Source organism: Spirochaetota bacterium, from assembly GCA_017999915.1.
Lineage (GTDB): Bacteria > Spirochaetota > UBA4802 > UBA4802 > UBA5550 > RBG-16-49-21.
This window is the reverse complement of record JAGNKX010000002.1, coordinates 1-24,785: the sequence shown is the minus strand read 5'-3', so window position 1 is coordinate 24,785 and position 24,785 is coordinate 1. Positions and strand designations below refer to the sequence as shown.

Genomic DNA, 24,785 nt, shown 5'->3' with positions numbered 1-24,785 from the left:
TGGCTCCCGACCAATAATCCCTATGACAATGAAATAAGCCAAAAAAGGCTAGCGGTTCAAAAAAACGGCCAACGATGGAGGTCTCTATGGCATGCGTTGGCCGTTATGACTGTCAGGGCGATATGTATAACGATCTGTTAGTTGCTCAAACCCACGGATTCTCTTCAATTAATATATTTCTTCCGGATTCAGCGCTTTTCAACGTTGCAATGGAACCCAATTCCGGGAAGTGACGCGCCGATGGTTCCGCCCCATGGTTCGTGATCGCCCTGGCGGCGGTCCGCGCCTTCAAGGTCGTGATCCTCTCCGCTACCGTTGCGTAATGGCGGCCACGGAAAGCCAGCTCGATGGCCACGGGGAGCGCGAAAAATCCGTATCTCAAAGACCTGAGGATGAACCACAGGGCCTGGATCCCGAAGGAGGAGAAAGAGAGCTTTGCCAGCTCAAGCGCCAGCCGCAACCTGTTGGGATTGTTGACGATCCGCGCCATTGCAAGGTCCCACCGCCACGGCGCCGACCAGTTGAAGCCTGATAGCTTCATGTCCGGCAGCCTGCCGATGAGGGCCAGGGCCCGGTTGAAATAGTTCCGGGGCGCGTAGGTTTCGGCGATGACGCGCCGGTATCCCTCGATGAGCCTGTCCGCCGCCATCACCGGCACGAAATTCAGCACGGTGTCGACGTTATCGCCGCTGTGGGGGGTCTCCTGCTCCAAGAGGCGGCCTTCGCGCTCCAGGCGCCGGTACAGGTCCGTATTGGGCATGGCGGCGAGGAGACCGGTCATGCTCTGGGGGATCGCGTTTGCCCGGATGAATTCGAGCTGGCGGTCGAACACCTCCTCCGTGTCCGTGTCGAACCCCAGGATGAAGCCGGCCATCACCTCTATGCCGGCCCTCTGTATCTTCTCGATCGCGGCCGCCATGTCGCAGGCGGCGTTGTGCTTCTTGTTGGTCGCCCGGAGCGTATCGGCGTCGGGCGATTCTATGCCGACAAATACCGATGTGAAGCCCGCCCGCACCATCAGGTCCAGGAGCTCGTTGTCCCCGGCCAGGTCGATGCTCGCCTCGGTGAAGAGGAGGTAGGGATATTTCCGCTCCTGCTGCCAGGGGGCAAGGAGGCGGAGCATCTCCTTCACGGATTTCCTGTTGGCGATGAAGTTGTCGTCAACGATGAAGAGTCGGCCCCGGTAGCCGGTGGCGTACAGGGCCTCCACCTCGTCCATGAACTGCGCCGGCGTTTTCGTCCTGGGCACGCGGCCGAACATCTGCACGATGTCGCAGAACTCGCAGTTGAAGGGACATCCGCGGGAAAACTGGAGAGCCATGGAGGCGTAGTATCCCGGTCGTATCAGGTCAAAGCGCGGCGGCGGGGTGAGGGCCAGGCCCGGCCGCTCCCTGTTGTCATAGACCTTTTTGGCTTTCCCCTGCTCATAGTCTCGTATGAATTCAGGAAGGTTGTTTTCGGCTTCGTACAGGATCAGGTGGTCTATCCTGTCCGAATCAAGGTAATCGCGCCCCGGCCTCCCGTACGCGGACTGGACAAAGGGCCCACCGGCGACAATTGTTTTTCCGAGCCTGCTGCAGGTGTCGACGATCTCCAGGAACGATTCCCTGTGTATCCACATGCCCGTGAGAAAAACTATGTCGCTCCGTTCCACGTCCCCGATGTCCAGCCCGGTGACGTTCAGGTCCACCAGCGTGGCTCTGTAATGCCGCGGCAGCATGGCGGCCACGGTCATCAGGCCCAGGGGCGACATGACGGCCCTGAAGCCGGCCGACTTGAGGGAGATGTCGTGGCTCCAGAATGTCTGCGGCGTTTTCGGTTGAATCAATAATGCATTAATTTTCTTCACGGCGTTTTCCTTTTATCATTTGAAGTTATATTAAAGATATTTTGATGTTTATTCCCATTGTCATCGCGAGCAACGCGAAGCGCTCCCCGGCTGTCGTCACACTGGAATATACTGATAGCAAAAAGAAACGTCAATAAAAAAAGCAAAAAAAATAGCAAAAATTAAAGCAATAAAAATGCTGTAAAAAAAGTAAAAATGGGATTGACGGGCGGGGCGCTTGTCGATACCGTTCGTCCATGCAAGCGATTTTCGGAGGGACCATGGCTGTCATACGAAAAGAACAAAAGGAACAATTGAAGAATGTTTTACTGAGGGTAAGCATTCCCGCCCCGTTGATGAATGAATTAAAAAAAACCAAGAAGCTCTGCAGGGACAACAAGCTCTATTTCGATGTTAAGCCGGATATCATAGCGGCCCTTGAAAAGGCTATTGAGGAGGCGCAGGAGATCGTAAACGCGGAAAAGAAAGCAAGGAAGAATTGACCGCCATCGCCATGCCCTCCGGACAGGGGCCGTGGTATCCACCCATGAGGTGACGCCTGTGAGAAAAATAGCCATCATCATTGAATTGATACTTGTAGTCGGGGCCTATACCTCATCGGTCTCCCTTGACGCGGTTCCCTATGATTATTCCGTCATTGACCGGCACGCCATAAATGCGCCCGCCAAGGTGACCAGGTCAATACCGGAACTGACCGCCTACCTGGTGAAGCCGGCGAAAAACGACCGTGAGAAGGCCCGGGCAATCTTCCGGTGGATATCAAAGAATATCACCTACCATATCGAGGCGTACCTTGGCGACGTGAAGGGCCAATCCGACGCCGAGAGCGTACTGAAGAACAGGAAGGGAGTGTGCGGCGGATACGCCAGGCTCTTTGCGGCAATGGCAAAGGAAGCCGGGCTGAATGTTAAAGTGATATCCGGCCTTGCTAAAGAGAAGATGAAGTTTGACCCATCCATGCCGGACCTTCAGGGACACGCATGGAATGTGATCGAGCTTGACGGAAAATGGCAGGCCCTTGACGCAACGGGGGGCGGGTCGAGTTTCTGGAACGAAAAGACGAAGCATTACGAGGATATACTGGTCAACTTCTATTTTCTCATTCCGCCGGATAGGCTCCGGTACGAGTATTTTCCCAATGATCCGGAATGGCAGTTGATGAAGCCCCATATCGACAAGGATGAGTTCAACAGGCTTCCACAGCTGATTTTCGGATACTGGAACCATTCCATCGAGCTCCTCTCGCCGAAAACCGACATAGAAGCGACAGAGGACAAGGTTGAGATCCGCCTGAAAGGTCCCGGCGATCTCGTCATGATCGGTGTGGTCCTGAAAGGGGACGTCATATTAAGCCGTAAAGCCTCCATTGATTTGAACAAGATGATCCAGAACAGTTCCTTTATCCTGAAAAATGGCGGTCTGTATACCGTCAAAGCCGTGTTCCCCCAAAAGGAAGTGTATTATCTGATAATTGTGGTAAAAAAGAAGAGCGATCCCGATACCCTGTATCAACCTGTTGCCATTTACAGGATCAACGTCACGAAGGGCAGCCCCATGGCGTATCCGCAACCGACGCCGCTCTTCTATGAAGAAGAGATAACGCTCCTTTCTCCCCTTGAGAGCAATTTCCTGTCAGGCAGAAAGGTGAGCTTCGAGCTGAAAAGCAAAAAGGCCCTCCAGGTCATGGTCGTTCAGGATAACAGTAATTATGTTATGCTGACTAAAAAGGGCGACCTGTTCAAGGGAGAGTATACGGTTCCGAAGGGCGATTTCAATGTCATCGCGAAATTCTCCGATAAGGAGGAATTCAAGCCCCTTCTTGTCTATCACGGTTTATAGGTATATTAAACTTGTTGTTTTTCTAAATTTGTCATTTCGAACCCCGCTTGCCGGGGTGAGAAATCTTGATCATCGCTGCATTAAGATTTCTCCTCAACCCGGAATATCGGGTTTCGTCGAAATGACAGTTTCGCAATGTCCCGATTTCTGAACATCAACAAGTTTTCACACCGTTTTTTTATCCTGTCATTGTATTATTATAGACAAAAAATATAAGGCACTGTCCGCTTCCAGTATACATATAAATTTTAAGTTCCGGGTGTGGAGGGGATAATGGATCATTTCAGGGACAGGGTGGCCTTTGTCACCGGCGGCGGTTCAGGCATCGGCAGGGGACTTTCGATGGAGCTGGCCTCGCGGGGAGCGCGGGTGATCGTGGCGGACATCGACGCGGTTTCGGCGCGCAAGACCGCGGCCGCCATCAGGGAACGGGGGGGCTTCGCGAATGATGTCACCCTCGACGTGACCGATCCGGGGTCCGTGCGGTTCACAGTGGAGAGGGCGGCCGAGGAATTCGGAAGGCTCGACTACATGTTCAACAACGCCGGCATCGGCCTCAACGGGAGCTTCGAGGATATCGAGCCGCCCCACTGGAAGCATATCCTGGACGTTAACCTCTACGGCGTCATCCACGGATCTCTCTACGCCTACCGCGTCATGGTCAGGCAGGGCTTCGGACATATCGTCAACATCGCGTCCCTGGCCGGCCTGGTGCCCATGACCGGCTCACCCTACCATACAGCCAAGCACGGCGTCGTCGGTCTCACCCTGAGCCTCAGGATGGAAGCCGCCATCAAAGGGGTCAGGGCCAGCGTGGTCTGCCCCGGCATGGTCGATACGCCGATCTTCGACAGGACCATTGACGTGTCCAACCAGTTCTTCGCCGAGGACATTGAAGAGTTTTATTCGCGTTTCAAATTCGTTTCCCCCGAAGAGTGCGCCAGGACGATCCTGAAGGGCGTTTGTAAGAACAGGGCCATCATCGTGGTAACCCCCCTGGCCCGGATCATGTGGGGCCTTTACCGGCTGTTCCCGGGATTATTCATTCGAATTTCCATATCACAGACCAGGAAATTCTACGAAAAATACGCGAGGAAGAAGACTCCGTCAGGAGGGGAGGCTGCATGAAGTTGAGGGACTGCCACCGGGCAGCATTGGGGACTGCGTCTCTTTCCGCAATGATGTGCCTCCTGGTGCTCTGCTCGGTCCTCTCTGGCGGATGCGGAAAGGATAAAGACGCCTCTACCGGCAGGGGCCGGCAGGCCGCCGACGGCCCGGGCTCCGGTTACATGGATCTGAAAGGCTGGGACCAGGCAAAGGCGGAGATGAAGACAAATGAGAGGATCGTAGGGGCCTTCAACGATTTTTTCGGCATATGGAGCAGGGCCTATGAGCACCGGTCCTTTCTCAGGTTCAGGGAGGCTCTCGGGGAGGCGGAACGCCTGCCCGGCGCCATGGACGAAGTTGAAAGGCTGGTGAACGAAATGAAGGCGGTCCCCGGGTATCCCGAGATCAGCAATCTGAAAGAATGTCATGTAAAGATGATCCCCCTTTTACGGACCGGCGCGGAGCACCTGAGAAAGTCGATCGAGGCCGCGCGGGACGGCGACGGCGCCGCTGAAAAGCGCCACGAGGGAGTCTACGTTACCAAATATAAGGAAGCAATGGCGTTCAACAGGAAGTCCTTTGCCATCATGGGGGATATATACACGCGCGGCGGCAGGACGGAATACCAGAAACTCGCCGGCGTTAAAAAGCATGACGCCTCCACGGCGGCGTCTTTCCGCGCGGCCGTGGCGAGGGTCCTCGCTGACTATGACGGGCCGATCATGAAGGATATCGCGGCCCTGTCGGCATCGGTGGACCGCGGCCAGTGGGACCGCGCCGCGAAGATGGCGGACGAGGTTTATCCCCGGATCCAGCGTTCCATCATGGAGGCGGGACGGGCGGAGCCGGGGGACCTGAAGGGCCTGTGGGACGCGAGGCAGGAGCTGGTGGCCATGGTCTCGTACCGCCTGATGGGCGTTACAAAACTCAAGGAATACATCAATTACGCGAAATCCGGCAAAAAAGAGGAAGCGGAAAAGGCCAAAAAGGTATACCGGATCACCGCCGTGAGCGCGGATCAGTCCCGCCTGAAGCTGAAGATGATGGGATACTGACGATTCACTGCTTCGTGTCCGGGGCGTTGAGGGCTTCCGCCGGGGGCTTCACGTCTTGGGGGCGGTTTATCTCCGTGTAGGTCCCGTCCGTGACCGTGGTGACAGTGCCGGCTTCCGTGCCGGTGTCCTGGCTCGCCTTCATCCAGGCCCGCTTCAATTCCATCGTCTTCCGGTCTATGGTCAGGTGCATGACCGAGCCCTTTGCCGGCGGGGCGCCCGCGCCGGGAGCGGCTTTTTCGTGACGGTGGGCTGCGCCCCCGGCAATGCGCCTTGCCCCGTCATTGTATTTCTCCCCCATGGTGCAGGTTACCACATACTCGTCATCGGTCACGCGGACGAAGCGCACGTCCTCCACGAGGTCCGCGAAGGCCGCGATGATGCGCCGCGACGTAAGGGAAACGATGCCCGTGCCGCGGTCCTTCACACCCCCGGTGCTGCGGCTCCATTCCCCGCCCTTCAGCCGATGATACGTGATCCGACGGTACACGCAGGTCTCGTAGGACCCACCGGGCGATTCCACCACCATGTGGCCGTCCACTGCGCCATCTTCGTTTACCGCGAGCCTGGTGTCAAAGGAGCCTGTGTTGGAAAGCTCCGGGAGGCCGCTGACGGTCATCGCAGAGGTGCCACGGTAGCGGTAGCTCTTCCACTTCATGAACTTTTCGATCGAAATGGCCAGGGCCTTCCGTGCCGTCATATCGGACCTGTCGCCGGCGGCGGTTTCCGGCCGGCACGCCGGGGGGATGGCAAGGATCGCCGAAATTGATACCGTAATAATGATGTCCCGGGACAAGCCTATTAGGGCCATAGATATATCCTTTGTAACTGAAGGTGAATAATGCAAAGATAGCGATATATTGATGGGAGGTCCACAATAATTAACTTGCTGTAAAACCGTGCTTAAAAAAATCAATGATAATGCCGTGAAAAAATGTTGACGATTTTAAGAATTTTAGTTATTTATATAATATTAAATAATTGAGATGGAGGACAGACATGAAAGCGACAGAAAGCGGCCTAAGATTAGCCGAGAGAATAAAAAAAGCCATTGACGATCATGTTATCACGGGGAGCGAGTACGAAGAAATACTGGCCCTGGCGGATGCGGACGGCAGGATCGATCATCACGAGAGGATACTGCTCCGTGAGCTGAAAAATCTTATAGCCGATCGAGTAGTACAGCGCGTTGCGGGATAATAGAACCATTGCTCTCTCAGCATGACAAAAAACCGCCTTCGGGCGGTTTTTTGTTTGTATCGTTTTCCAATGTCCCGCCCATCTTTAAAATTCTGCTTGAATTCCGCCATGCCCGGGATCTAATATATACGGATATCGTCATCAGTAATCAAGGAGGGACGCCATGGCATTGAAACGGGTAGGGATCCTGACCGGAGGCGGGGACTGCTCCGGCCTTAACGCGGTCATCAGGGCCGTCACCAGGGCGGCCGTGATCGGCCACAGCGCCACGGTGGTCGGCATCGTGGGCGGGTTCGAGGGCCTCATCAGCGGCCACTCCGAGGAGCTCACGGTTAAATCGACCCGCGATATCCTCACCCTGGGCGGGACCATACTGGGCACCACCAACAAGGGGAATCCCTTCGAGTTCCGGGAGCTCGCCGGGGACGGCTCCATCAGGGTAAGCGACTACTCTGACAGGGCGGTGGAAACCTACCGGAAACTGGGCCTTGACTGCCTCTTCGTCGTCGGCGGTGAGGGGACCCTGGAGATCGGGTACCGTTTCCACAAGAAGGGCGTCAATGTCATCGGCATCCCCAAGACCATCGACAACGACCTGGATAGAACCGACTACACCTTCGGATTCCAGACCGCGGTGGAGGTCGCCTCCGAGGCCCTGGACCGCCTCCAGACCACGGGCCGGAGTCATCAGCGGGTCATGATCCTCGAGGTCATGGGCCGCACCGCGGGGTGGATCGCCCTGGAATCTGGGATCTCCGGCGGCGCCCATATCATTCTCATCCCTGAAATACCGTACAGCATCGACCGCGTCGTGGAGAAGATACAGGCCCGCGAGAAGGGCGGCAGTCCCTTCAGCATCATCATGGTCGCGGAGGGAGCCAGGGAGGAGGGGGGCGACGTGATCACCCTGGCCTCCGCCTCGACGCGGCTCCAGGGGGTGCCGCAGCTGGGCGGCGTGGGCCAGTACCTGGCGGACCAGATCAAGAAGCGGATCGACCTGGAGGTGCGCTGCACCGTTCTCGGCCATATCCAGCGCGGCGGATCGCCCTGCGCCTTCGACCGGGTCCTGGGCACGCGCCTTGGAAGTTTCGCTGTCCAGGCCGCGGCGGAGGGTAAGTACGGGACCATGGTGTCCCTTGATACGCCCCGTATGGTCCTGGTGCCCCTGAGCGAGCTCGCCGGCAAGGTCCGCACCGTGCCGGTGGATTCGCAGCTCATCCAGTGCGCGGAGTCGATCGGGATCAGCATGGGCCGATGACGCGCCATGGCGGTTCTGTTCACGACATTCGACGTGTTCCCCCTTCCCAAGGGATCGAGCACCCATATCGCCCAGACCCTTCAGGCGCTGTCGTCCCTCTTCGGGCCGGTCAACCTGGCCTCCCTGGGCTTCGGCGACATGCCGCGGTTCCAGCGGGAGGGGGACATCTCGATCTACCGCTGCCTCTCGCACCATCCGAACTTCTTAAAAAGGACCGAGTTCTTCTATGATTTCGTCCACGAGACGGTGGATAAAATCGGCGGCGTCGACTGCGTGCATTTCCGCGACATATGGGGCGGGACCGCGGTCTTCGACGATCCGCGCCTTCGCGGCGCCAAAAAAATATTCGAGGTGAACGGGCTCCCGTCGATCGAGCTCCCCTATCATTATCCGCAATTGCCGCTGAACCCGGGGCTCCTGTCCCGGATAAGGATGATGGAGGACCATTGCCTTGATGCGGCGGACGGCATCATCACCGTGAGTAACGTCACGAAGCGGTACCTCCAGGGAAGGGGTGTGCCGCCGGAGAAGATCACGGTCATACCCAATACCGCCTTTGATTTCGACGATGATCCTATGGAAGGGGAAGAGCATCAGGGCCTGTATAAAGAGATCGGGGATAGGAAGATCATTCTCTACGCCGGCACCCTGACCGATTGGCAGGGCCTTCCGACGCTTTTAAAAGCCTTCGAGCTCATCGCGGACCGCGACGATGTCGCGCTGTTCATCGCCGGGTCAACGGACAAGTACGCACGGGCCGTCAGGAAGGCCATACGGAAGGCCGGCCTCGAGGAGACGGTCGCCGTCAAGATCGGCCTTCCGAGGGAATCGCTGCACCGGCTCTACCGCCTGGCGGTATTCAGCCTGGCGCCCCTCTCGCGGTGCAGCAGGAACGAGCTCCAGGGATGCTCTCCCCTGAAGATCGTCGAGTCCATGTCGGCGGGGACGCCGGTGATCGCGTCGAATATCCCCGTGTGCGCGGAATTCATAGACCACATGGAAAACGGCTATCTCGTCGCCCCCGATTCTCCCCGCGCCCTGGCCAATGCCATGTCCCTGCTCCTTGACGATGATGATCTTGTTTCACGGCTCGGGGCGAGCGCCAGGGCAAAAAGCAGGGACGTCTTTCACATGGATATCTGGATGAAGAAGTTCCACGACGCGTACGGGGCTTTTATCGGGAATAAATAGTAGGTAGCAGTATTATTACTGGGGTCGGGCTATCCCGCTCGTCCGCCTCGTATAACATCCTGTTGACTCGGCGGAATCGGCGACATCCATGTCGCCTGCTCGCTGGGACAGCCACGACCCCTAATGAAATATTATTAATATTTCATACAAGATTAAAATAAAATAATCGATTGATTTTTTATAGAGAGTATATCATTATTATCATTCAACAGGTATAATTCTTATATTAATGACCGTAAAAATCCCCAGAAAAATAAAAAAGGAGGATTCCATGAACAAAGCAACGCACAAGCTGATCGACCCGATCCTGCGCGATCACAAGCTGTCAGGCAAGCTGAAGCCGGATGTTCTGCAGAACATCTTGCAGGAGCTCGAAACGTTCGATATCGCGGTGGCGCGAAAGAAAAAGATATCCCTGGCCGTGTGCATCATAAGCTTTGTGGTGGCCATTGTGCCTCTTTTCGTGGGGTTCTTCTACCTGGCCCCCCTGGCGATCGTCGGCGTGGTCTTCATATTCATGTTCCGGCGCTACCGGAGCTTCGATATCGACGACCAGGTGCGGTGCTTTGTAAAGCCGATGGTGGAATCGCTGCAGCATGATGTCAAAGAGGAAGCGGATATCGCCGTCGACATGGAATTGCTTCCGCTGGACAACAGCAGGTATTTGATCAATAAGGGCGACGTCTATTCGGCCGGCATGTACCCGAAGTGCTGCGACTATACCTACAGGCGCGATTTCCTCAAAATGAAAATGAGCCTTGTCGACGGCAACAAGCTGACCATCGAAGTGGACGAACGGCTGGTAAAAACCGAAAAGACAAAGACAAACCCGAGGGGCAAAACCAAGACGAAATACAAGTTCGCCAAGAAGACCGGGTGTTTCCTCGAATTGAAGGTGAACGCGGAACGGTATTCCGTGTCGCAGCCGGCCGCCGCCAAAGGCGGGGTGAAGATCAATGTTGAAAAGAAAGACGGCGCCACGGTCGTCAGCGAGAGCTTCGACATCAAGAACAAGGAAAAGTCAGTGTCCAGGTGCGAAATCTGCGCTGACCCCGTCCACGTCCTGGCGAATCTGACCCAGCTCTATACCGCGCTGAAGCCGGCGCAGGCAAAGTAGGAGGAATATCATGGCAAAATGCAAATATAAAGTAGGCTTGTTGAACCTTCAGGACTGCGGCAAGGAAAGCATATACGTGTGCGCTTCGTGCAACAGGCCCGTCTGCGGGCTCCATGGAAAAGTCCACGAGAACAACACCCTCTGCCTGGAATGCTATGTCAACAAGGTGCCGGACCAGGAAGGCGCGGCCGGCGACGCCGATTACCGGACGGCGCGGCGGCGGAGCCTGATCTACGGGGCCGCCGCCTTCCATCCCTATTATTTCGGATCGGGCCGGCGCTACGGCTATGATGACTACACCTATTTTGACGACAATTACAACATGAGCCGGGACGCGGCGGGCAAGGAGGAAGTCGAGTCGAAGGACTTCCAGGAAAGCTGATGAACATATTCTGGATCACGGCGAACCATCCCCCGGACACCGGGGGCATGTCGCGGTCGTCGGAGAGGATCGTCAACGGCCTGAGGGACCGAGGTCATGCCGTCACGGTCCTCCACCTGTCCGAGAGCGATTATTCCGGCGCGGCGGATAACGGCCTGGTCGTGACCTCCGGCGCCCGTTATCAGGCGGAGCCCGAGCGTCTCTTCTGGCAGCATCGCGACGCCATGTCCGGGTCCGTGATCGTCGGCTTCGGCGGCAACCACGCCGGCTACTACGCCATGCTCTGGGCCAAATGGTTAAAGGAAAAAAGCTTTATCCTCTACCGCGGCAATGATTTTGACAGGATCATCCATGATCTCAAGAGGGGGTGGATCACCCACGCCATCCTCCGGAACGCGGACCTGGTCGGCGCCGTCTCGACGGAAATGGCGGCCCGCATCAGGACCCTGCGGGAGAAGCCGGTCATATTCACGCCCAACAGCGTTGAAAATTCCGAATGGACCCTCCTCAGGTCCGACGCCGCCGGATCGGAACAGTTCCGCGAAACGATCTGCCAAAAGGGGAAGAAGATAATCGCCATGTTCGGAGATCTCAAGTCCAAGAAGGGCCTTGACATGGCCCTCGCCCTGTTCACCACCTACGGGTTCCAGGAGAGGGCAGTGCTGCTGACCGTGGGGAACGTCTCGGACGTCATGGCCGAAAAGCTTTCGGCCGGCCTCGGCGCTTCCTGGCGCCACGTGCCGTTCCAGAAGCGGGAGAGCATGCCCCTGTATTACGCGGCATCGGACATCGTCTTCCTCCCGTCATTCTACGACGGCATGCCCAACGTGCTCCTCGAGGCCATGGCCCTGGGGAGGATCATCGTGGCCAGCCGCGCCGGCGCCTTTCCGGACGTGGTTCGGGACGGGGCCAACGGCTTTCTCTTCAAGACCGGCGACATCGCCGATGCAGCCCGGACATTGCACGGGGTCCTGGAGATGGACGGCGACGCCGTGAGAGCCATGGCAGACGCGGCCAGGGACACGATAGCAACGCGATTCAATCCCCGCGCGGAGATTGAAGTTATTGAAATGGGCATCAACGATTACCTGAACTGATATGGACCTGGTGCGGATCATCAAGGAGACCCCCGGGATGGGGGATAAGCTGGCCGCCCTGCGGCAGGACCCGCTGCCGGATATGCCGGTCCTTTTCGCCAAGATCAAGCTCCTGTGGCAGTGCAACCTCTCCTGCGTCTTCTGCGACAGGCCGGCCCCGTGCGAGCCGATGGGACGCGACGCCTTTGACAAGATACTGGACGATCTCATCGGCCATGGCGTGAAGAAGATACATTTTTCCGGCGGCGAGATACTCGTACATCCCGAGATCCTCCCTATCCTCGAAAGCGCCTCCTCCCGGGGCGTGCAGGTGAACTGCACCAGCAACGGCACGCTCCTGACCAAGGAGATCGCGCGGGCCCTCACGGAGATCGGCGTCCATTCCATGTCGATATCCCTCGATTCCTCCAAGGCGTCGCTCCATGACAGGCTTCGCGGCAAGAAGGGGGCCTTCAAGTCCACCGTGCGGGGGCTGGAGCACCTGATCAGGTACAGGAAGAAAAACCCGAAGATCCGCGTCAACACGGTGGTGACCAGGGAGAACCTCGGGGACCTCGACGACCTTCACGCCTTTCTCGGGGGGCTGCACCGGGACATCATCTGGAAGCTCATCCCCGTCGATTCGCAGAACAAGAAGATGCGCCTGGCCGAGTCCCAGGTGGCGGAGCTGGCTGAACGCTCCCGGGGCTGGGACCTCCTCGAGAACCGCCACGTGTTCACGCAATACGACAGCGACAAGAGCATATCAAGCGGCAATTACGCCGGCAATTACTACCGGCACTATCCATGCTACATGCCCTGGATGCATCTTTTCATCGATCCCGGCGGATTCGCCTATCCCTGCTGCATGACCAGGGGAAAGATCTCCTCCATCGGCAATGTCATCGCCGAGCCGCTGTCGGCGCTTCTGAATAACGCTCGGATGAAGGACATCCGGATGTCGATGTCCGGGTCCAACACCTTCGAGGTGTGCCATCGCTGCGACGATTTTATCCTGGAGAACAAGGGGATCTATGAGTTGATTAACTCCCCCCTGACCCCCGGAGGGGGCATGATTGAAGCACCCCCTGACCCCCGTAGGGGGCATGAGTGAAGGGACTTATAGTAGGATTTAATGAATAAAGGTATTAAAACACCTGATTATGTTGTTCAATTGGCAAGAGACATGCGGAATAACATGACTGACAGTGAACGGTTGTTATGGGAGCGTTTGAAGAGCAAGAAGGTCGGGGGGTATAAATTCAGATGTCAGCATCCAATATATCGATATATTCTCGATTTTTATAGTGATGAAAAGCTATTGGCGGTTGAATTAGATGGAGATATTCATAAGGAAAGAAAAGACTATGATGATTATCGTGATGAATTCATGAAAAGTCTCGGGATCAGAACATTGAGATTTCGAAATGATGAAGTCATGAACGATCTCGATGCGGTTATTGATGAAATCAAGAAAAGATTATTAGTATGAATATGATTCCACATGCCCCCAACGGGGGACAGGGGGGATATATATTTAATATTTGTGAGGTATCCCATGAAAACAAAACATTTCTTTTTCTTTTCGGCAATGATTCTCGCTTTTTCCTTCGTCGCGCCGGCGCTGGCCGACGACCTGTCGGTAAAGCAGGGGGGCAAGGAGATCTACTCGTTCAAGAAGACCGGTGACGGGTTCCGCGCCTCCTCGGCAAGGCTTTTCCTCGATGTCGCTAAAGACAAGGCCGGGTATAAGCTTATCCTGGGCGGCAAGGAGTACAGGATGAAATCGAAGGAAAGCGGTTTCAAGGTGTACGATCCGGCCGGGACCATGATCTTCAAGATAAAGGAAAAGGACGACAAGATAAAGATCCTCAAAAGCGAGAACGATCCCGCTCCCTGGGCGGTCAAGCTGAAAGGGGACCACTACAAGGTGCTGAGCGGCGACAGGGAGATCGGCAAGGTCAAATTCTATGGGGACAAGAAAAAGATAAAGGTCAAGGACGCGAAGGGCGCGGAAATCTGCGAGGCCGCGGCGGGCCGGCTCTACGCCGCGCCGGCGGTGGCGCTTTTCACCGGGCTCAGGGAAGGCGACGCCCTGGTCCTGTTCGCGGCGCTTTCCCTGTTGAACAGGTAGAATGGATCCGGATTCGCGGCGGCCCGGCAGGCCCCTTCTCTATTACGCCATGGGAGGCGGCCTGGGCCACCTTACCAGGGCCCTGGCAGTCGCGGCCGAGCTGGACCGTCATGGCGCATCCCTGAGGATACTGGCCTCGAGCAGTCTCGCTCCCCTGGTCATGGCCTCGTCCGGCTTTCCCATAGATCATATCGCCGGGGATAAAACCGAATCCAGGCAGGGCTATTACGGTTTCCTCTCGGATTATATTGAACGGCATCAATTCAAACTGATCATACTGGACGCCTTTCCCTTCGGCATTGTGGGAGAATTTCTTGCCCTGTCGCAGGATATCCCAAGGGTTCTGATCGCCCGCTCCCTTCGGTGGGGCGGGTACGCGGATATGATAAACCTGAAGGCGGGCGGCCACTGCCGATACCCTTCGCGCTCCCTCATCATCGAGCCCCTTGACGGCAAATATGAAGCGGTGCTGAAGGAGCAGAGCGACGCGGCCTCGCTGGATGAGCCGATCCTTGACGGAGGGTTCTGTCGCCCTGACGGAGCCGGGACGAGGGGCCTCCAGGAGCGGTGCGCCGTCATACACAGCGGCGACGGCCGCGAGAGGGATACGCTGATCCGTTATGCCAATGATGTCTTGCGGGAAGAGGGGATATCCGCTCCCGTTGATACCGTGTTTCCGGACCGGAACATCTATCCGGCCGATGATCTGCTGGCGTCATACCGGTACGTCGTGTCCGGGGCAGGCTATAACATGGCGGCCAGGGCCTCCCAGGCGGGGCCTTCGCGACGGCATTACCTGTATCCCTTCGACAGAAAATTTGACGATCAGCATGGGAGAAAGATGAATATAGAGTCCGGCCTGTGGAAGAACGCGAAACCGGACGGGGCGCGGAAAGCGGCCCGCTGGATCATGGATCTCACGGGGTGATCGACGATGGCGGAGGGACCGTGTCTTTGCAGCCGGGGATCCTATCCCGGCTATTTTTCCGATTCTATCGTCTGGACGAACATCTCGCCGATGAGACGGCCCAGGGACTTCATGTAACTGAGGATCTCGTCGCTGCTTTTCTCCGGATTGTTCCTGAAGGTCAGCAGTATCCCGTTCAGCGCGCAGAAGAGGCCGTGGGAATAGACCCTGACCGTTCCGTCCGGCTTCACCCTCCGGATCACGGCGTCAAACCTGGCGAAGATGAGGTGCTCCATGTCGATGATCCTGCCGAGGAGTTCCGGCTTCAGGTTCCCGTCCAGCATGAAGTTGACCAGCATCTTGAAATAGTAATCGTTGCCGGTGAGATAGTCTATGAACTTGTCTATGAACTGGTAGATGCCGGTCCTGTCCTGGTCGGAGCTGGGGAGAAAGGAGTCAAGGACCTCGATGATCCTTTCTGTGCTTTCCAGGAAGGCCTCGACGAAGAGCGTCTGCTGATCGGGAAAATACCGGTAGATGAGGGCCGTGGAGATGGACGCCTCGCTGGCGATGTCACACATGCGGACTTTGCTCAGGGGCTTTGAGGCGAAGACCTTTTCGGCCGCCGAAAGAATTATTTTTCTGCGGGCTTCACGCTCCTGTTCCTTCAGGTTTGAAAATGATTTTTGTTGCTTCATCTGGCTCCGCCATCCGGTACATCAAATGAAATATCCGCCCTCAATGTGTCAAGTAATATTGTGACGGCCGGGGTTCATGGCGGTCGCCTCAACCCCGGCCGTTGCACTGACCCCTTTTAATTGGCGTACAGGGCCTCGATTTCGGCCCCGAGCTTCTCCATCACCTTCTTTCTTTTCAGCTTGAAAGACTGGGTGAGCATGCCGTTATCCACGGTAAAGGGCTCCGGCAGGATCAGGTATCTCTTGGGCATCTCGTAGGAGCCGATTTTTCCCGAGATCTGTTTCTGGATCTCCCTTTCATAGAGGGCGGCGATCTCGTCCATGGCAACCAGCTTACGGTGGTCCCTGTCGAGATTGTTCTCAGCCGCGTATTTCTCCAGGTTGGCGAAGTCCGGAACGATGATGCAGACGGTGTAGGGCCTGTTGAGGCCGCAGATCATCACCTGCTCCACGTACTTGTTCATCATGATCTCCGCCTCAATGGCGGCCGGGAACACGTACTTCCCGTTTTCCAGCTTGAAGGACTCCTTGATCCTCCCGGTGATGTACAGGAACCCTTCGTCATCGATAAAGGCCCGGTCGCCGGTGCGGAGGCCGCCGTCCTCCGTCAGCACCTGCTTCGTCTCTTCCGGCTTGTTGTGGTATCCTTTCATGACATTGGGCCCGTAGATGACGAGCTCTCCCTCTTTGCCGTCCCCGTCCTCGTTGGCCCTGTCGATGACCAGGGTCACCTTGTCGAAGGCCTTGCCGCAGCTCCCGAATTTATTGTAGTCGGGCGTATTGGTGGCCACACCCGGGGACGCCTCGGTCATGCCCAGGGCCTCGTAGATGGGCACTCCCACATCGCTGAAGAATTCAGCGACCTGGGGATTGATGGCGGCGCTTCCCGTGATGGATACCTTCAGCCGCCCGCCGAACTTGTCCCTGATCTTCTTGAATACGAGCCTGTCGGCGATGGCGAAAGCGGCTGCGTTGACCGCGCTTTTCTTCCCTGCCAGGGCGAGGGCCCTTCTCCTGATTCCGCTCTTCAAGCCCATGTTGAACAGGAGGAGGGGCAGGCCGCCGTCCTCGTTCATCTTGGTCTTGATCGCGTCATGGACGCGGTAAAAGATCCTCGGGACCGATATGAGAAGGGTCGGCCGTATGAGGGCCAGGTCGTTGACGATGGTGGCCGGGCTTTCCGCCAGCCCGTATGAACCTCCGATCCGCATGATGGAGTGGAGCTCGCAGACCTGGCCGTAGGAATGGGCCCAGGGGAGGAACGAAAGCGTCCGGTCGCGCTCATTGAGCATGTGGAAGCATTTGAGGATCGCGTGGATATTGCTGCTTATGTTGCCGTGGGACAGGAGGACGCCCTTGGGGTCGCCGGTGGTCCCGGAGGTGTAGATCAATCCCGCGATGTCGTCGGGATGGGGGATGATCGACTTGATGGGGTACTTCTCCCCGATTCGTTCAAGGCCGGCCATCGAACCTTCGCCGTCTCCCTCTATCACTATGATATGGGCGAGGTCCGCGCCGGATTGAAGCAGGTGCTTGATCTTTTCGTATATATCGGGCTTGGAAACGAACAATACCTTTATGTTGCTATCCCTGATGATATATTCCCAGGTTGATACCAGCTCCGCCTCGTACATCGGCACAAAACGCGCGCAGCGCCCGTAAGTTGCATAGCAGGCCACGGCCCATTCGACCCTGTTGTTCGATATCACCCCGACGGTGTCCCCTTTACCTATGCCCAGGTATGCCAGGCCGCCCCTGAGATTATCGATCCTTTTACCTATCTGCCCATAGGTAAACCATGTGTACGTATTATTGCTTTTTACGCCGAACCACTCATTGGCGCTGAACCTGGCAATGCTTTCTTCGAGCATTTCCACCAAATTGTCAGGTTTTTCGAGCTGATACATGTTTTCCTCCCTTGAATTTCATTTTTTTTATTGATTTAGAAATTTCCTTGACTTTTAACATACAAGAATGAACATTGTTTACATAGATGAATAATAATCATATAACTAAATTTAAATAAATTTTATATATAATAATAACATTTGTAAACAATAATTTATTATTTTATATCTTTTTTTTCAAATATCGGTCACTGACCGTGGCCGGTTAGTAAAAAAAGTCGTAGATCACTAAAACAGTAATAAGGAGGAGAGATGATGGGTAATAGGGTTGCGATCTGCGCCGTTGCGCAGGTAAAACATGATCCCGACTACGCTACCATGCGTTTCCAGAACATGCTGGTTGAATGCTTTGAGTCGATCATGGAACAGACCAGGGTCACCTTCGACATGGAGAAGGGCATCAGGAACATAGTCACCTGCTCCGATGACGTGTTCGACGCGCGCACGATATCCGACAACGGCGTCACGGACGTCGTGGGAGCGCATTTCCGCGGCGAGGAAAAAATTGCGCAGGAAAGCATCAACGGCATCGGCTATGCCATGTCCTGCATCCTGAGCGGTCATGACGACATTATCCTGTACATGGGACACTGCAAGGAATCGCAGCCCGAGAGCCGGCGGATGTGCGCGAACCTCGCCTTTGATCCCTTCTACTGCCGGCCCATCGGAATGGACTTCCTCAATGTCGACGCCATGCAGGCCCGGGCCTACATGGAAAAATCGGGCGTAACCGACGAGATGCTGGCGAAGATCGTGGTGCGGTCGAGGAAAAACGCGAAGAAGGATCCTTACGCGCGCCCGAACAATCTGGCCAATGTCCAGGATGTCATCAATTCCCCCATGCTGGCCGACCCGATCCGCGAGATGCACTATTATCCCGTCACTGACTGGGCCTTCGGCATGCTCCTCTGCTGCGAGGAGAGGGCGAAGGAATTCACGAAAAAGCCGGTGTGGCTCACCGGGTACGGAAGCTGCATGGACGCCTACTTCCTCGGCGACAAGGACCTGGCCTCGAACAAGACCCTCGCCGCCGCGGCGCAGCGGGCATACCGGATGGCGGGGATCAAGGACGTCCGGAAGGATATCAACCTCTTCGAGCTGAGCGACCACGCGGCCTACCAGCTTCCCCTGTGGGCCGAGGGCGTGGGCATCGCCGACGAAGGCAAGGGCGGCCCGTGGCTCAAGGAGGGAGGACCGGATTATTACAACGTGAATCTCGCCGGCGGCCACCTGAACGGCAACCCGCTCCTCCTCGGCGGGGCGGCCCGGGCCATCGAGTGCTTCCTGCAGCTCCGGGGCGAGGCGGGCGACAGGCAGGTGAAGGGGGCGAAGCGGGCCCTCGCGCAGGCCGCCTACGGCGGCGCCGGCCAGCACCAGGCCGTTGTCATCATGGAACGCTAGGGAGGATGAACCATGGCACACAGAAAGAAAAACAGAAACGTTGGAATAATAGGGATCGGGCAGACAAAGCACTCCAGCCACCGCGAGGACGTGAACCAGCCCGAGATGATACACGAGGCGGTGCGGCTGGCCCTCAAGGACGCCGGGCTGACCATGAACGACATCGAATGCGTGGTCCACGGCAACATGGAGCTCTTCGAGATGATCCACCAGCCGGACCTGTGGCACACCCTGGGGACCGGCGCGGAGGGAAAGAACTGCATACGTATCACCACCGGCGGCACCGTGGGCATAACGATCGCCTGCGCCTCGGACAATCTCGTCGCGTCGGGCATGTATGACATCGTCATGGCCATAGGATTTGAAAAGCAGCAGGAGGGACACACCACCGGCGGCATCACCAACATGGCCGACCCTCTCTGGTTCAGGAACCTCCAGACCGGCGCGCTCACCGGCTCCAAGGCCTACGATCTCATATCGGAGTTCGGGGAGGAGCGGGCGAAACGGGTGTCGCTGATGTACCGCGTTATCATGGACAAGCACGCGGGCCTGAACCCCAACGCCCACCGCTCTTTCGGCCTGGACTTCAGCCAGATTGACGACCTGATAAAATCGTCGCCCAAGCTCGTCGGGGACCTGAAGCTCATCGAAATGTGCTCCCAGTCCGATGGCGCCTGCTGCGTCATCTTCGCCTGCGAGAAAAAGGCGAAGGAGCTTTCGAAAAAGCCGGTGTGGATCCGCGATCATATCACGGTGCACCGCGAGGAGATATTCAACGTTTTCGGCTATGACGATGCGCACCCGGTGACGCAGACGCAGCGTTTTGCCGCCGACAACCTGTACAAGCGCAACGGCATCACGAACCCCATCGACTATTTCGACGTGTTCGAGATGTACGACCCGGCCGCCTGGTGGGCCGTCGATTGGCTCAGGGACTTCCTTCAATTAAAGGGAGACGAGGCCGTTAAACTTGTCGAGAACAAGGAGATAATGATCGGCGGGAAGATGCCCGTCAACCCGTCGGGCGGCGTCACCGCCTCGAACCCCATCGGCGCCACGGCGCTGCTCCGGGTCGCCGAGGCGGCCCTGCAGGTCCGGGGAGACGCGGGGGCGCACCAGATACCGAAGCCGGTGAAACACGCGCTGGCGTCCGGGTTCGGCGGCACCCTGTGGACGGTCCTCATGATGCTTGAAAAGGAACTTAACTGGTAGGAGGGAAACAATGGCTGAGTACTGGGGAATTAAAGTAGAAGATATATTCAATACCATGAAGGACCGCTTCCGGCCCGAGGGCGCGACCGGCGTGAGCGGCTCCTTCGGGTACGACATAGCGGGCGAGGGGAAGTGGAAGGTGAGCGTGTACAACGGCGCCCTCGCGGCGGTGGACAAAATGGAAAACCTTTCCGGCTGCGCCTCCGTCATGCTGGCCGACGGGGAGACCTTCGTGGGCGTCAATACCGGCAAGGTCGACGCGACCAACGCCTTCATGGGCGGCAAGATCAAGGTCGAGGGCGACATGGCCGCCTTCGGCAAGACCGGCAAAATGTTCCGAAAGTTCGTTGTTAAAAAGAAGGAGATGTCCACGCGCGACTATATCGTCGACATGTTCGGCACCGTGGAAAGCAGGTTCAGGGCCGACGCGGCCGCGGGCCTGGACGTTATCTACGGCTTCGACCTGGGCGGCCCCGACGGCGGAAAGTGGTCGGTGTTCATCAAGGACGGGACCTGCAGGCTCGTTGAGGGCATCAAGGGGAAAACGACAGTCACCGTCGAGATGATCGACGCGAAGGACTACGTGGACATGATCCTCGGAAAGAACGACGCCCAGAGCCTCCTCGCGGCCGGCCGCGGCGCCGCCATCGGCGACCTGAACCTGGCCATGAAGTGGGGCGAGTATTTCGAAAAATACGCCGACCCCATGGCCGGCGGCGAGCCGGAGCAGGAGCTCATCGTCCTCAAGAAGACGATCTCCGTAAACCAGCGCTTCGCCACCGGGCCGGTCATGGGCGAGTTCCTGAACGGCCTAAAGGAGAAGAAGATACTGGCGAACCGGTGCCCGAAGTGCGGCAGGATGCAGCTCCCGCCGCGGGAAATGTGCGCCGTTTGCCGTGTGCGCACGGATGAATTCGTCGAGGTCGGCCCGAAGGGGCAGGTGAGGTACATGGAGTACGTGTATTACGCGAGCCCCGATCCCCTCACCGGGGAGACCCGGGATACGCCCTACGGCATGGTGATGGTCCTGCTGGACGGGTGCAAGGGCAATGACATCTTCATGCACCTCATTCGGAGGGATCAGATTGACAAGGTACGGGGCGGCCGCAACGAGAAGTCCGGCACCAGGGTGCGCCCGGTGTGGAACGACAAGCGCGTCGGCAGCATTTTCGACATCAATTATTTCGAGATAGACGAGTAAGGAGGGGAACGATGGGTAAACAGAGCGAGAACAAGAATTGCCTCATATTTGAAGGGAAACTGGCGCTCCCTTATTCCTATTTTGCCGGTCGGGTGGGGAGCAAGTTCATAACCACCCTCCGGGACAAGAACAAGATCTTGGGTGTGAAGTGCCCCACCTGCAACACGGTGTTCATACCGCCCCGGCAGGTGTGCAACAGGGATTTCACCGACATACGGGACAACTGGGTGGAGCTCGGGAATTCCGGCACGGTGGTCAACTTCACGGTGGTGCGCTACGACGACAGGCACCTGCCGCGGAAGGCGCCCTTTGTCATGGCCCTCATCAAGCTGGAAGGGGCCGATACGCCCTTTACGCACATCCTCGAGGAATGCAAGATCGAGGACGTGAAGATCGGCATGGCCGTTGAGGCCGTGTTCGCCGCGAAGACGACGAATACGGTCCTCGATATCGACCATTTCAAGCCGGTTGGCTCTAAAGCCAAGGCCGGCGAAACGCTGTCGGTCCATGAGCGCAGCGCGTCCCGGAAGCAGTGGGTCCCCGAAGACGAGCCGGAGGGCCAGGAGAAGCGGAGGGGAGCACGGCCGGATATAACCAGGCCGGTCATATTGACCGCCGCCCTCACCGGTGCGGCCACCATGAAGAACCAGAACCCCAATGTGCCCTATACGCCGGCCGAGTTCGCCGACGAGGCCTACAAGTGCTGGAAGGCCGGGGCGGCCATGGTGCACGTCCACGCCCGCGCGGACAACGGCATGGCAACCCACGAGCACGACCGGATCAGGGCGACCCATGACGCCATCAAGCAGAAATGCCCGGACCTCATCGTGAACCTGAGCTCCGCCGTCGGCATGGGCAAGACCGCCGAGCAACGCATCAGCCAGATCGTGGCGGTCAAGCCCGAGATGGCGTCTCTGAACACCAACACGATGAACTTCAGCATTGTCGACCGGAAGACCGGCAAGATCTTCATCGACTTCGTGTTCGAGAACACCTTCACCATGCTGCAGGACTTCGGCAGGGCCATGGAGGAGAACGGCGTGAAGCCGGAGATCGAGGTGTACGACATGGGCGGCCTCGACAATACCATGCTGATAGCGAAGCAGGGATTCTTCACGGACCCGATCAACTTCAACTTCGTCTGGGGCGTCGCCGGCGGCCAGGCCTTCAGGGCCGACGCTTTCGTGGCGCTCATGAACGCCCTGCCGCCGAAGGCCACCTTTACAACCTGCGGCGTCGGAACAGACGAGTTCCCGGCCATTATGCAGTCCTGTATCCTGGGCGGAAACATGAGGGTCGGCCTCGAGGACAATATCCGCATGCCCAACGGCGAGCTGGCCAAGGGGAGCTGGGAGCTCGTTGAAGTGGCGGCCCGTATCGCCGAGTGCCTGGGGCGTCCGATAGCCACGACCGACGAGGCGCGGCTGATGATGGGATTGAAGAAGAAATAAAAAAAAGTTCCCTCACCCGCGCTCTGCGCACCCTCTCCCATTAAGATTGGGAAAAAGGAGAGGGTTTCAGAAAAAGGATCATCCTTCCGCCCCCTCTCCTTTCTTCTTTTTTAATGGGAGAGGGGGTCGGGGGGTGAGGGAATCAACAACACAGGAGGAACCGATGGAGTTCGGGTTTACTGAAGAACAATTGATGTTCAGGGAGAGCGTATACCGCTACGCGAAAAAGGAAATCGCGCCGCTCGTCGAGCAGGCCGATCTGAAATCTGAGTTTTCCATGGAGGTATGGAGGAAGCTTGGCGCCATGGGCCTGCTGGGCCTGCCCTTTCCGGAGGAACTGGGAGGATCGGGCGCCGATGTCGTCACCTGCTGCATCTCTGGCGAGGCGCTGGGTCACGCCGGCGTGGACCAGGGACACCTGCTGGCGCTGGGCGCGCACACGTACCTGTGCGCCGACACCCTCTACAAGCACGCCAATGACGCGCAGCGGAAGAAATATGTTCCGAAGCTCGCCAGCGGCGAGTGGATCGGCTGCATGGGTCTCACCGAGCCGGGGTCCGGATCGGACGCGGCGTCCATGTCTACAACGGCGGTTAAGAAGGGCGACCGGTGGATACTCAACGGGTCCAAGACCTTCATCACCAACGCGCCGGTTTGCGACGTCTGCGTGGTCTACGCCACGGTGGACAAGAAGCTGAAACAGAAGGGCATCACCGCCTTCATCGTGGAGAAGGGCTTCAAGGGCTTTTCCACGGGCGAGCCCTTCCACAAGATGGGGGTGAGGGCCTCGTCCACCTCAGAGGTCTTTCTCGACAACTGCGAGGTGCCGGAGGAGAACCTTCTCGGAGAGGTCGGCATGGGCATGGAGTACGCCCACGAGACCCTCTCCTGGGACAGGAGCTCCCTGCTCGCACCTTTCATCGGAAATTTACAGTTCGCCATCGAGGAGTGCACCAGGTATTCCCAGGACCGCGTGCAGTTTGAAAAGCCCATCAACCAGTTCCAGGCGATCCAGCACAAGCTGGCTGATTTGAAGATAATAAAAGAAGCGATCAAGATGACGGTGTACCGCGTTGCCCATGACAAGGATTCGGGAAAACCCCTCAACCACATGCACACCTCCATAGCCAAGGCCATAGCGGGAGACTGGGGGATCAGGGCGGCCAGCGACGCGGTGCAGATATTCGGCGGGTACGGCTTCATCCACGATTATCCCGTGGAGCGTTTCCTGAGGGACGCGAAGATCGCCCAGATCGGCGGGGGCACATCTGAGATACAGCGGTTCATCATATCCCGGATCCTGAGCATGTTCTAATATGATTTAGGAAGCGCGGTCACGTGACCGCGCCTGCATGATAAACACGCCCCCTACAGGGGGATTACAGGAGCATGACAATATGAACTACGATATGACACCGGAACAACTATCGATAAAGGAGAACTTCGCGAAGTTCTGCTCCAAGGAGATCGAGCCCCGCGCCCAGACCCTTGACCAGGCCTCCCACGCGGAAGTTGATAAGCTTATAAAAGAGAATATAAAGAAACTGGCCGACCTGGGCTACCTGGGCATGGGCCACGAGGAAGCCTACGGCGGGACGAACCTCGACCTGATCAGCCAGGCCATAGCGGGCGAGGAAGTGGCCAAGGCCTGCGCCTCCACCTTCCTTTCCTGCGGAGCCTCCTGCGGCCTCTTCGGCGTGCCGGTGAAGCTCTTCGGCACCGAGGCGCAGAAGAAGAAATACCTGCCCGGCATCATCAAGGGCGAGCTCATCGGCTGCTTCGGCCTCACCGAGCCGGAAGCGG

The 24,785-nt window shown here is 57.3% G+C and carries 24 protein-coding genes; 20 read left to right on the top strand and 4 right to left on the bottom strand.

Going from position 1 to position 24,785, the window contains the following annotated elements; genetic code table 11:
- Nucleotides 1-145 precede the first annotated feature (145 nt).
- Nucleotides 146-1,849, bottom strand: coding sequence for a B12-binding domain-containing radical SAM protein (locus KA369_04165; GenBank protein ID MBP7735147.1), 1,704 nt, complete (start codon nt 1,847-1,849; stop codon nt 146-148).
- A gap of 260 nt (nt 1,850-2,109) precedes the next feature.
- On the opposite strand from KA369_04165, the gene KA369_04160 reads away from it, so the two are divergent.
- The 4 genes from KA369_04160 to KA369_04145 all read left to right on the top strand — a co-directional run bounded on the left by KA369_04160 (nt 2,110) and on the right by KA369_04145 (nt 5,850).
- Nucleotides 2,110-2,331 (top strand): hypothetical protein, encoded by a 222-nt coding sequence (locus KA369_04160; protein MBP7735146.1) that lies wholly within the window; start codon nt 2,110-2,112, stop codon nt 2,329-2,331.
- 58 nt (nt 2,332-2,389) lie between these two features.
- The gene (locus KA369_04155; GenBank protein ID MBP7735145.1) at nt 2,390-3,688 is read left to right on the top strand and encodes a hypothetical protein; all 1,299 of its coding nucleotides are present in this window, start codon (nt 2,390-2,392) and stop codon (nt 3,686-3,688) included.
- A gap of 273 nt (nt 3,689-3,961) precedes the next feature.
- Complete coding sequence (locus KA369_04150) at nt 3,962-4,816, top strand: SDR family NAD(P)-dependent oxidoreductase (GenBank protein MBP7735144.1); 855 nt, start codon at nt 3,962-3,964, stop codon at nt 4,814-4,816.
- Nucleotides 4,813-5,850, top strand: coding sequence for a hypothetical protein (locus KA369_04145; protein ID MBP7735143.1), 1,038 nt, complete (start codon nt 4,813-4,815; stop codon nt 5,848-5,850). The genes KA369_04150 and KA369_04145 overlap by 4 nt, the downstream gene beginning before the upstream one ends.
- Before the next feature lie 4 nt (nt 5,851-5,854).
- On the opposite strand, the gene KA369_04140 is transcribed toward KA369_04145, so the two are convergent.
- Nucleotides 5,855-6,658 carry a hypothetical protein gene (locus tag KA369_04140; protein ID MBP7735142.1) on the bottom strand — a complete coding sequence of 268 codons (804 nt, stop codon included), beginning with the start codon at nt 6,656-6,658 and terminating at the stop codon, nt 5,855-5,857.
- A 188-nt stretch (nt 6,659-6,846) separates the two neighbouring features.
- On the opposite strand from KA369_04140, the gene KA369_04135 reads away from it, so the two are divergent.
- The 10 genes from KA369_04135 (at nt 6,847) to KA369_04090 (ending at nt 15,133) form a co-directional block, all read left to right on the top strand.
- The gene (locus KA369_04135; GenBank protein ID MBP7735141.1) at nt 6,847-7,047 is read left to right on the top strand and encodes a hypothetical protein; all 201 of its coding nucleotides are present in this window, start codon (nt 6,847-6,849) and stop codon (nt 7,045-7,047) included.
- A gap of 163 nt (nt 7,048-7,210) precedes the next feature.
- Nucleotides 7,211-8,305, top strand: a complete 1,095-nt coding sequence (locus KA369_04130; GenBank protein ID MBP7735140.1) for a 6-phosphofructokinase — start codon at nt 7,211-7,213, stop codon at nt 8,303-8,305.
- A 6-nt stretch (nt 8,306-8,311) separates the two neighbouring features.
- Nucleotides 8,312-9,496, top strand: coding sequence for a glycosyltransferase family 4 protein (locus KA369_04125; GenBank protein ID MBP7735139.1), 1,185 nt, complete (start codon nt 8,312-8,314; stop codon nt 9,494-9,496).
- 271 nt (nt 9,497-9,767) lie between these two features.
- A complete protein-coding gene (locus KA369_04120; GenBank protein ID MBP7735138.1) occupies nt 9,768-10,613 on the top strand; it encodes a hypothetical protein in 846 nt (281 codons plus the stop codon).
- A gap of 10 nt (nt 10,614-10,623) precedes the next feature.
- Complete coding sequence (locus tag KA369_04115; GenBank protein ID MBP7735137.1) at nt 10,624-10,995, top strand: hypothetical protein; 372 nt, start codon at nt 10,624-10,626, stop codon at nt 10,993-10,995.
- The gene (locus KA369_04110; GenBank protein MBP7735136.1) at nt 10,995-12,092 is read left to right on the top strand and encodes a glycosyltransferase family 4 protein; all 1,098 of its coding nucleotides are present in this window, start codon (nt 10,995-10,997) and stop codon (nt 12,090-12,092) included. Before KA369_04115 ends, KA369_04110 begins: the two co-directional genes overlap by 1 nt.
- Before the next feature lie 37 nt (nt 12,093-12,129).
- Nucleotides 12,130-13,185, top strand: coding sequence for a radical SAM protein (locus KA369_04105; protein MBP7735135.1), 1,056 nt, complete (start codon nt 12,130-12,132; stop codon nt 13,183-13,185).
- Between the two features lie 21 nt (nt 13,186-13,206).
- Entirely contained in the window at nt 13,207-13,563 is a 357-nt protein-coding gene (locus tag KA369_04100; protein ID MBP7735134.1) for an endonuclease domain-containing protein, read from the top strand.
- Nucleotides 13,564-13,629: 66 nt separating this feature from the next.
- Complete coding sequence (locus KA369_04095; GenBank protein MBP7735133.1) at nt 13,630-14,205, top strand: hypothetical protein; 576 nt, start codon at nt 13,630-13,632, stop codon at nt 14,203-14,205.
- A 1-nt stretch (nt 14,206) separates the two neighbouring features.
- On the top strand, nt 14,207-15,133 hold the full coding sequence (locus tag KA369_04090; protein MBP7735132.1) for a hypothetical protein: 927 nt from the start codon (nt 14,207-14,209) through the stop codon (nt 15,131-15,133).
- Between the two features lie 50 nt (nt 15,134-15,183).
- Here KA369_04090 and KA369_04085 read toward each other — a convergent pair whose 3' ends face one another.
- Entirely contained in the window at nt 15,184-15,810 is a 627-nt protein-coding gene (locus KA369_04085; GenBank protein ID MBP7735131.1) for a TetR/AcrR family transcriptional regulator, read from the bottom strand.
- Between the two features lie 116 nt (nt 15,811-15,926).
- Nucleotides 15,927-17,717: a long-chain fatty acid--CoA ligase gene (locus tag KA369_04080; protein MBP7735130.1), complete on the bottom strand. Its 1,791-nt coding sequence runs from the start codon at nt 17,715-17,717 to the stop codon at nt 15,927-15,929.
- 252 nt (nt 17,718-17,969) lie between these two features.
- Between KA369_04080 and KA369_04075 the strand changes: the two genes are divergently transcribed.
- The 6 genes from KA369_04075 to KA369_04050 all read left to right on the top strand — a co-directional run.
- Nucleotides 17,970-19,118, top strand: a complete 1,149-nt coding sequence (locus KA369_04075) for a thiolase family protein (GenBank protein MBP7735129.1) — start codon at nt 17,970-17,972, stop codon at nt 19,116-19,118.
- 12 nt (nt 19,119-19,130) lie between these two features.
- Entirely contained in the window at nt 19,131-20,330 is a 1,200-nt protein-coding gene (locus KA369_04070) for a thiolase family protein (GenBank protein ID MBP7735128.1), read from the top strand.
- A gap of 10 nt (nt 20,331-20,340) precedes the next feature.
- Nucleotides 20,341-21,531: an SCP2 sterol-binding domain-containing protein gene (locus KA369_04065; GenBank protein ID MBP7735127.1), complete on the top strand. Its 1,191-nt coding sequence runs from the start codon at nt 20,341-20,343 to the stop codon at nt 21,529-21,531.
- An 11-nt stretch (nt 21,532-21,542) separates the two neighbouring features.
- Nucleotides 21,543-22,982 (top strand): 3-keto-5-aminohexanoate cleavage protein, encoded by a 1,440-nt coding sequence (locus KA369_04060; protein ID MBP7735126.1) that lies wholly within the window; start codon nt 21,543-21,545, stop codon nt 22,980-22,982.
- A 163-nt stretch (nt 22,983-23,145) separates the two neighbouring features.
- A complete protein-coding gene (locus KA369_04055; GenBank protein MBP7735125.1) occupies nt 23,146-24,297 on the top strand; it encodes an acyl-CoA dehydrogenase family protein in 1,152 nt (383 codons plus the stop codon).
- 82 nt (nt 24,298-24,379) lie between these two features.
- Nucleotides 24,380-24,785: acyl-CoA dehydrogenase family protein (locus KA369_04050; GenBank protein ID MBP7735124.1), on the top strand; the 406-nt coding region annotated here is incomplete at its 3' end.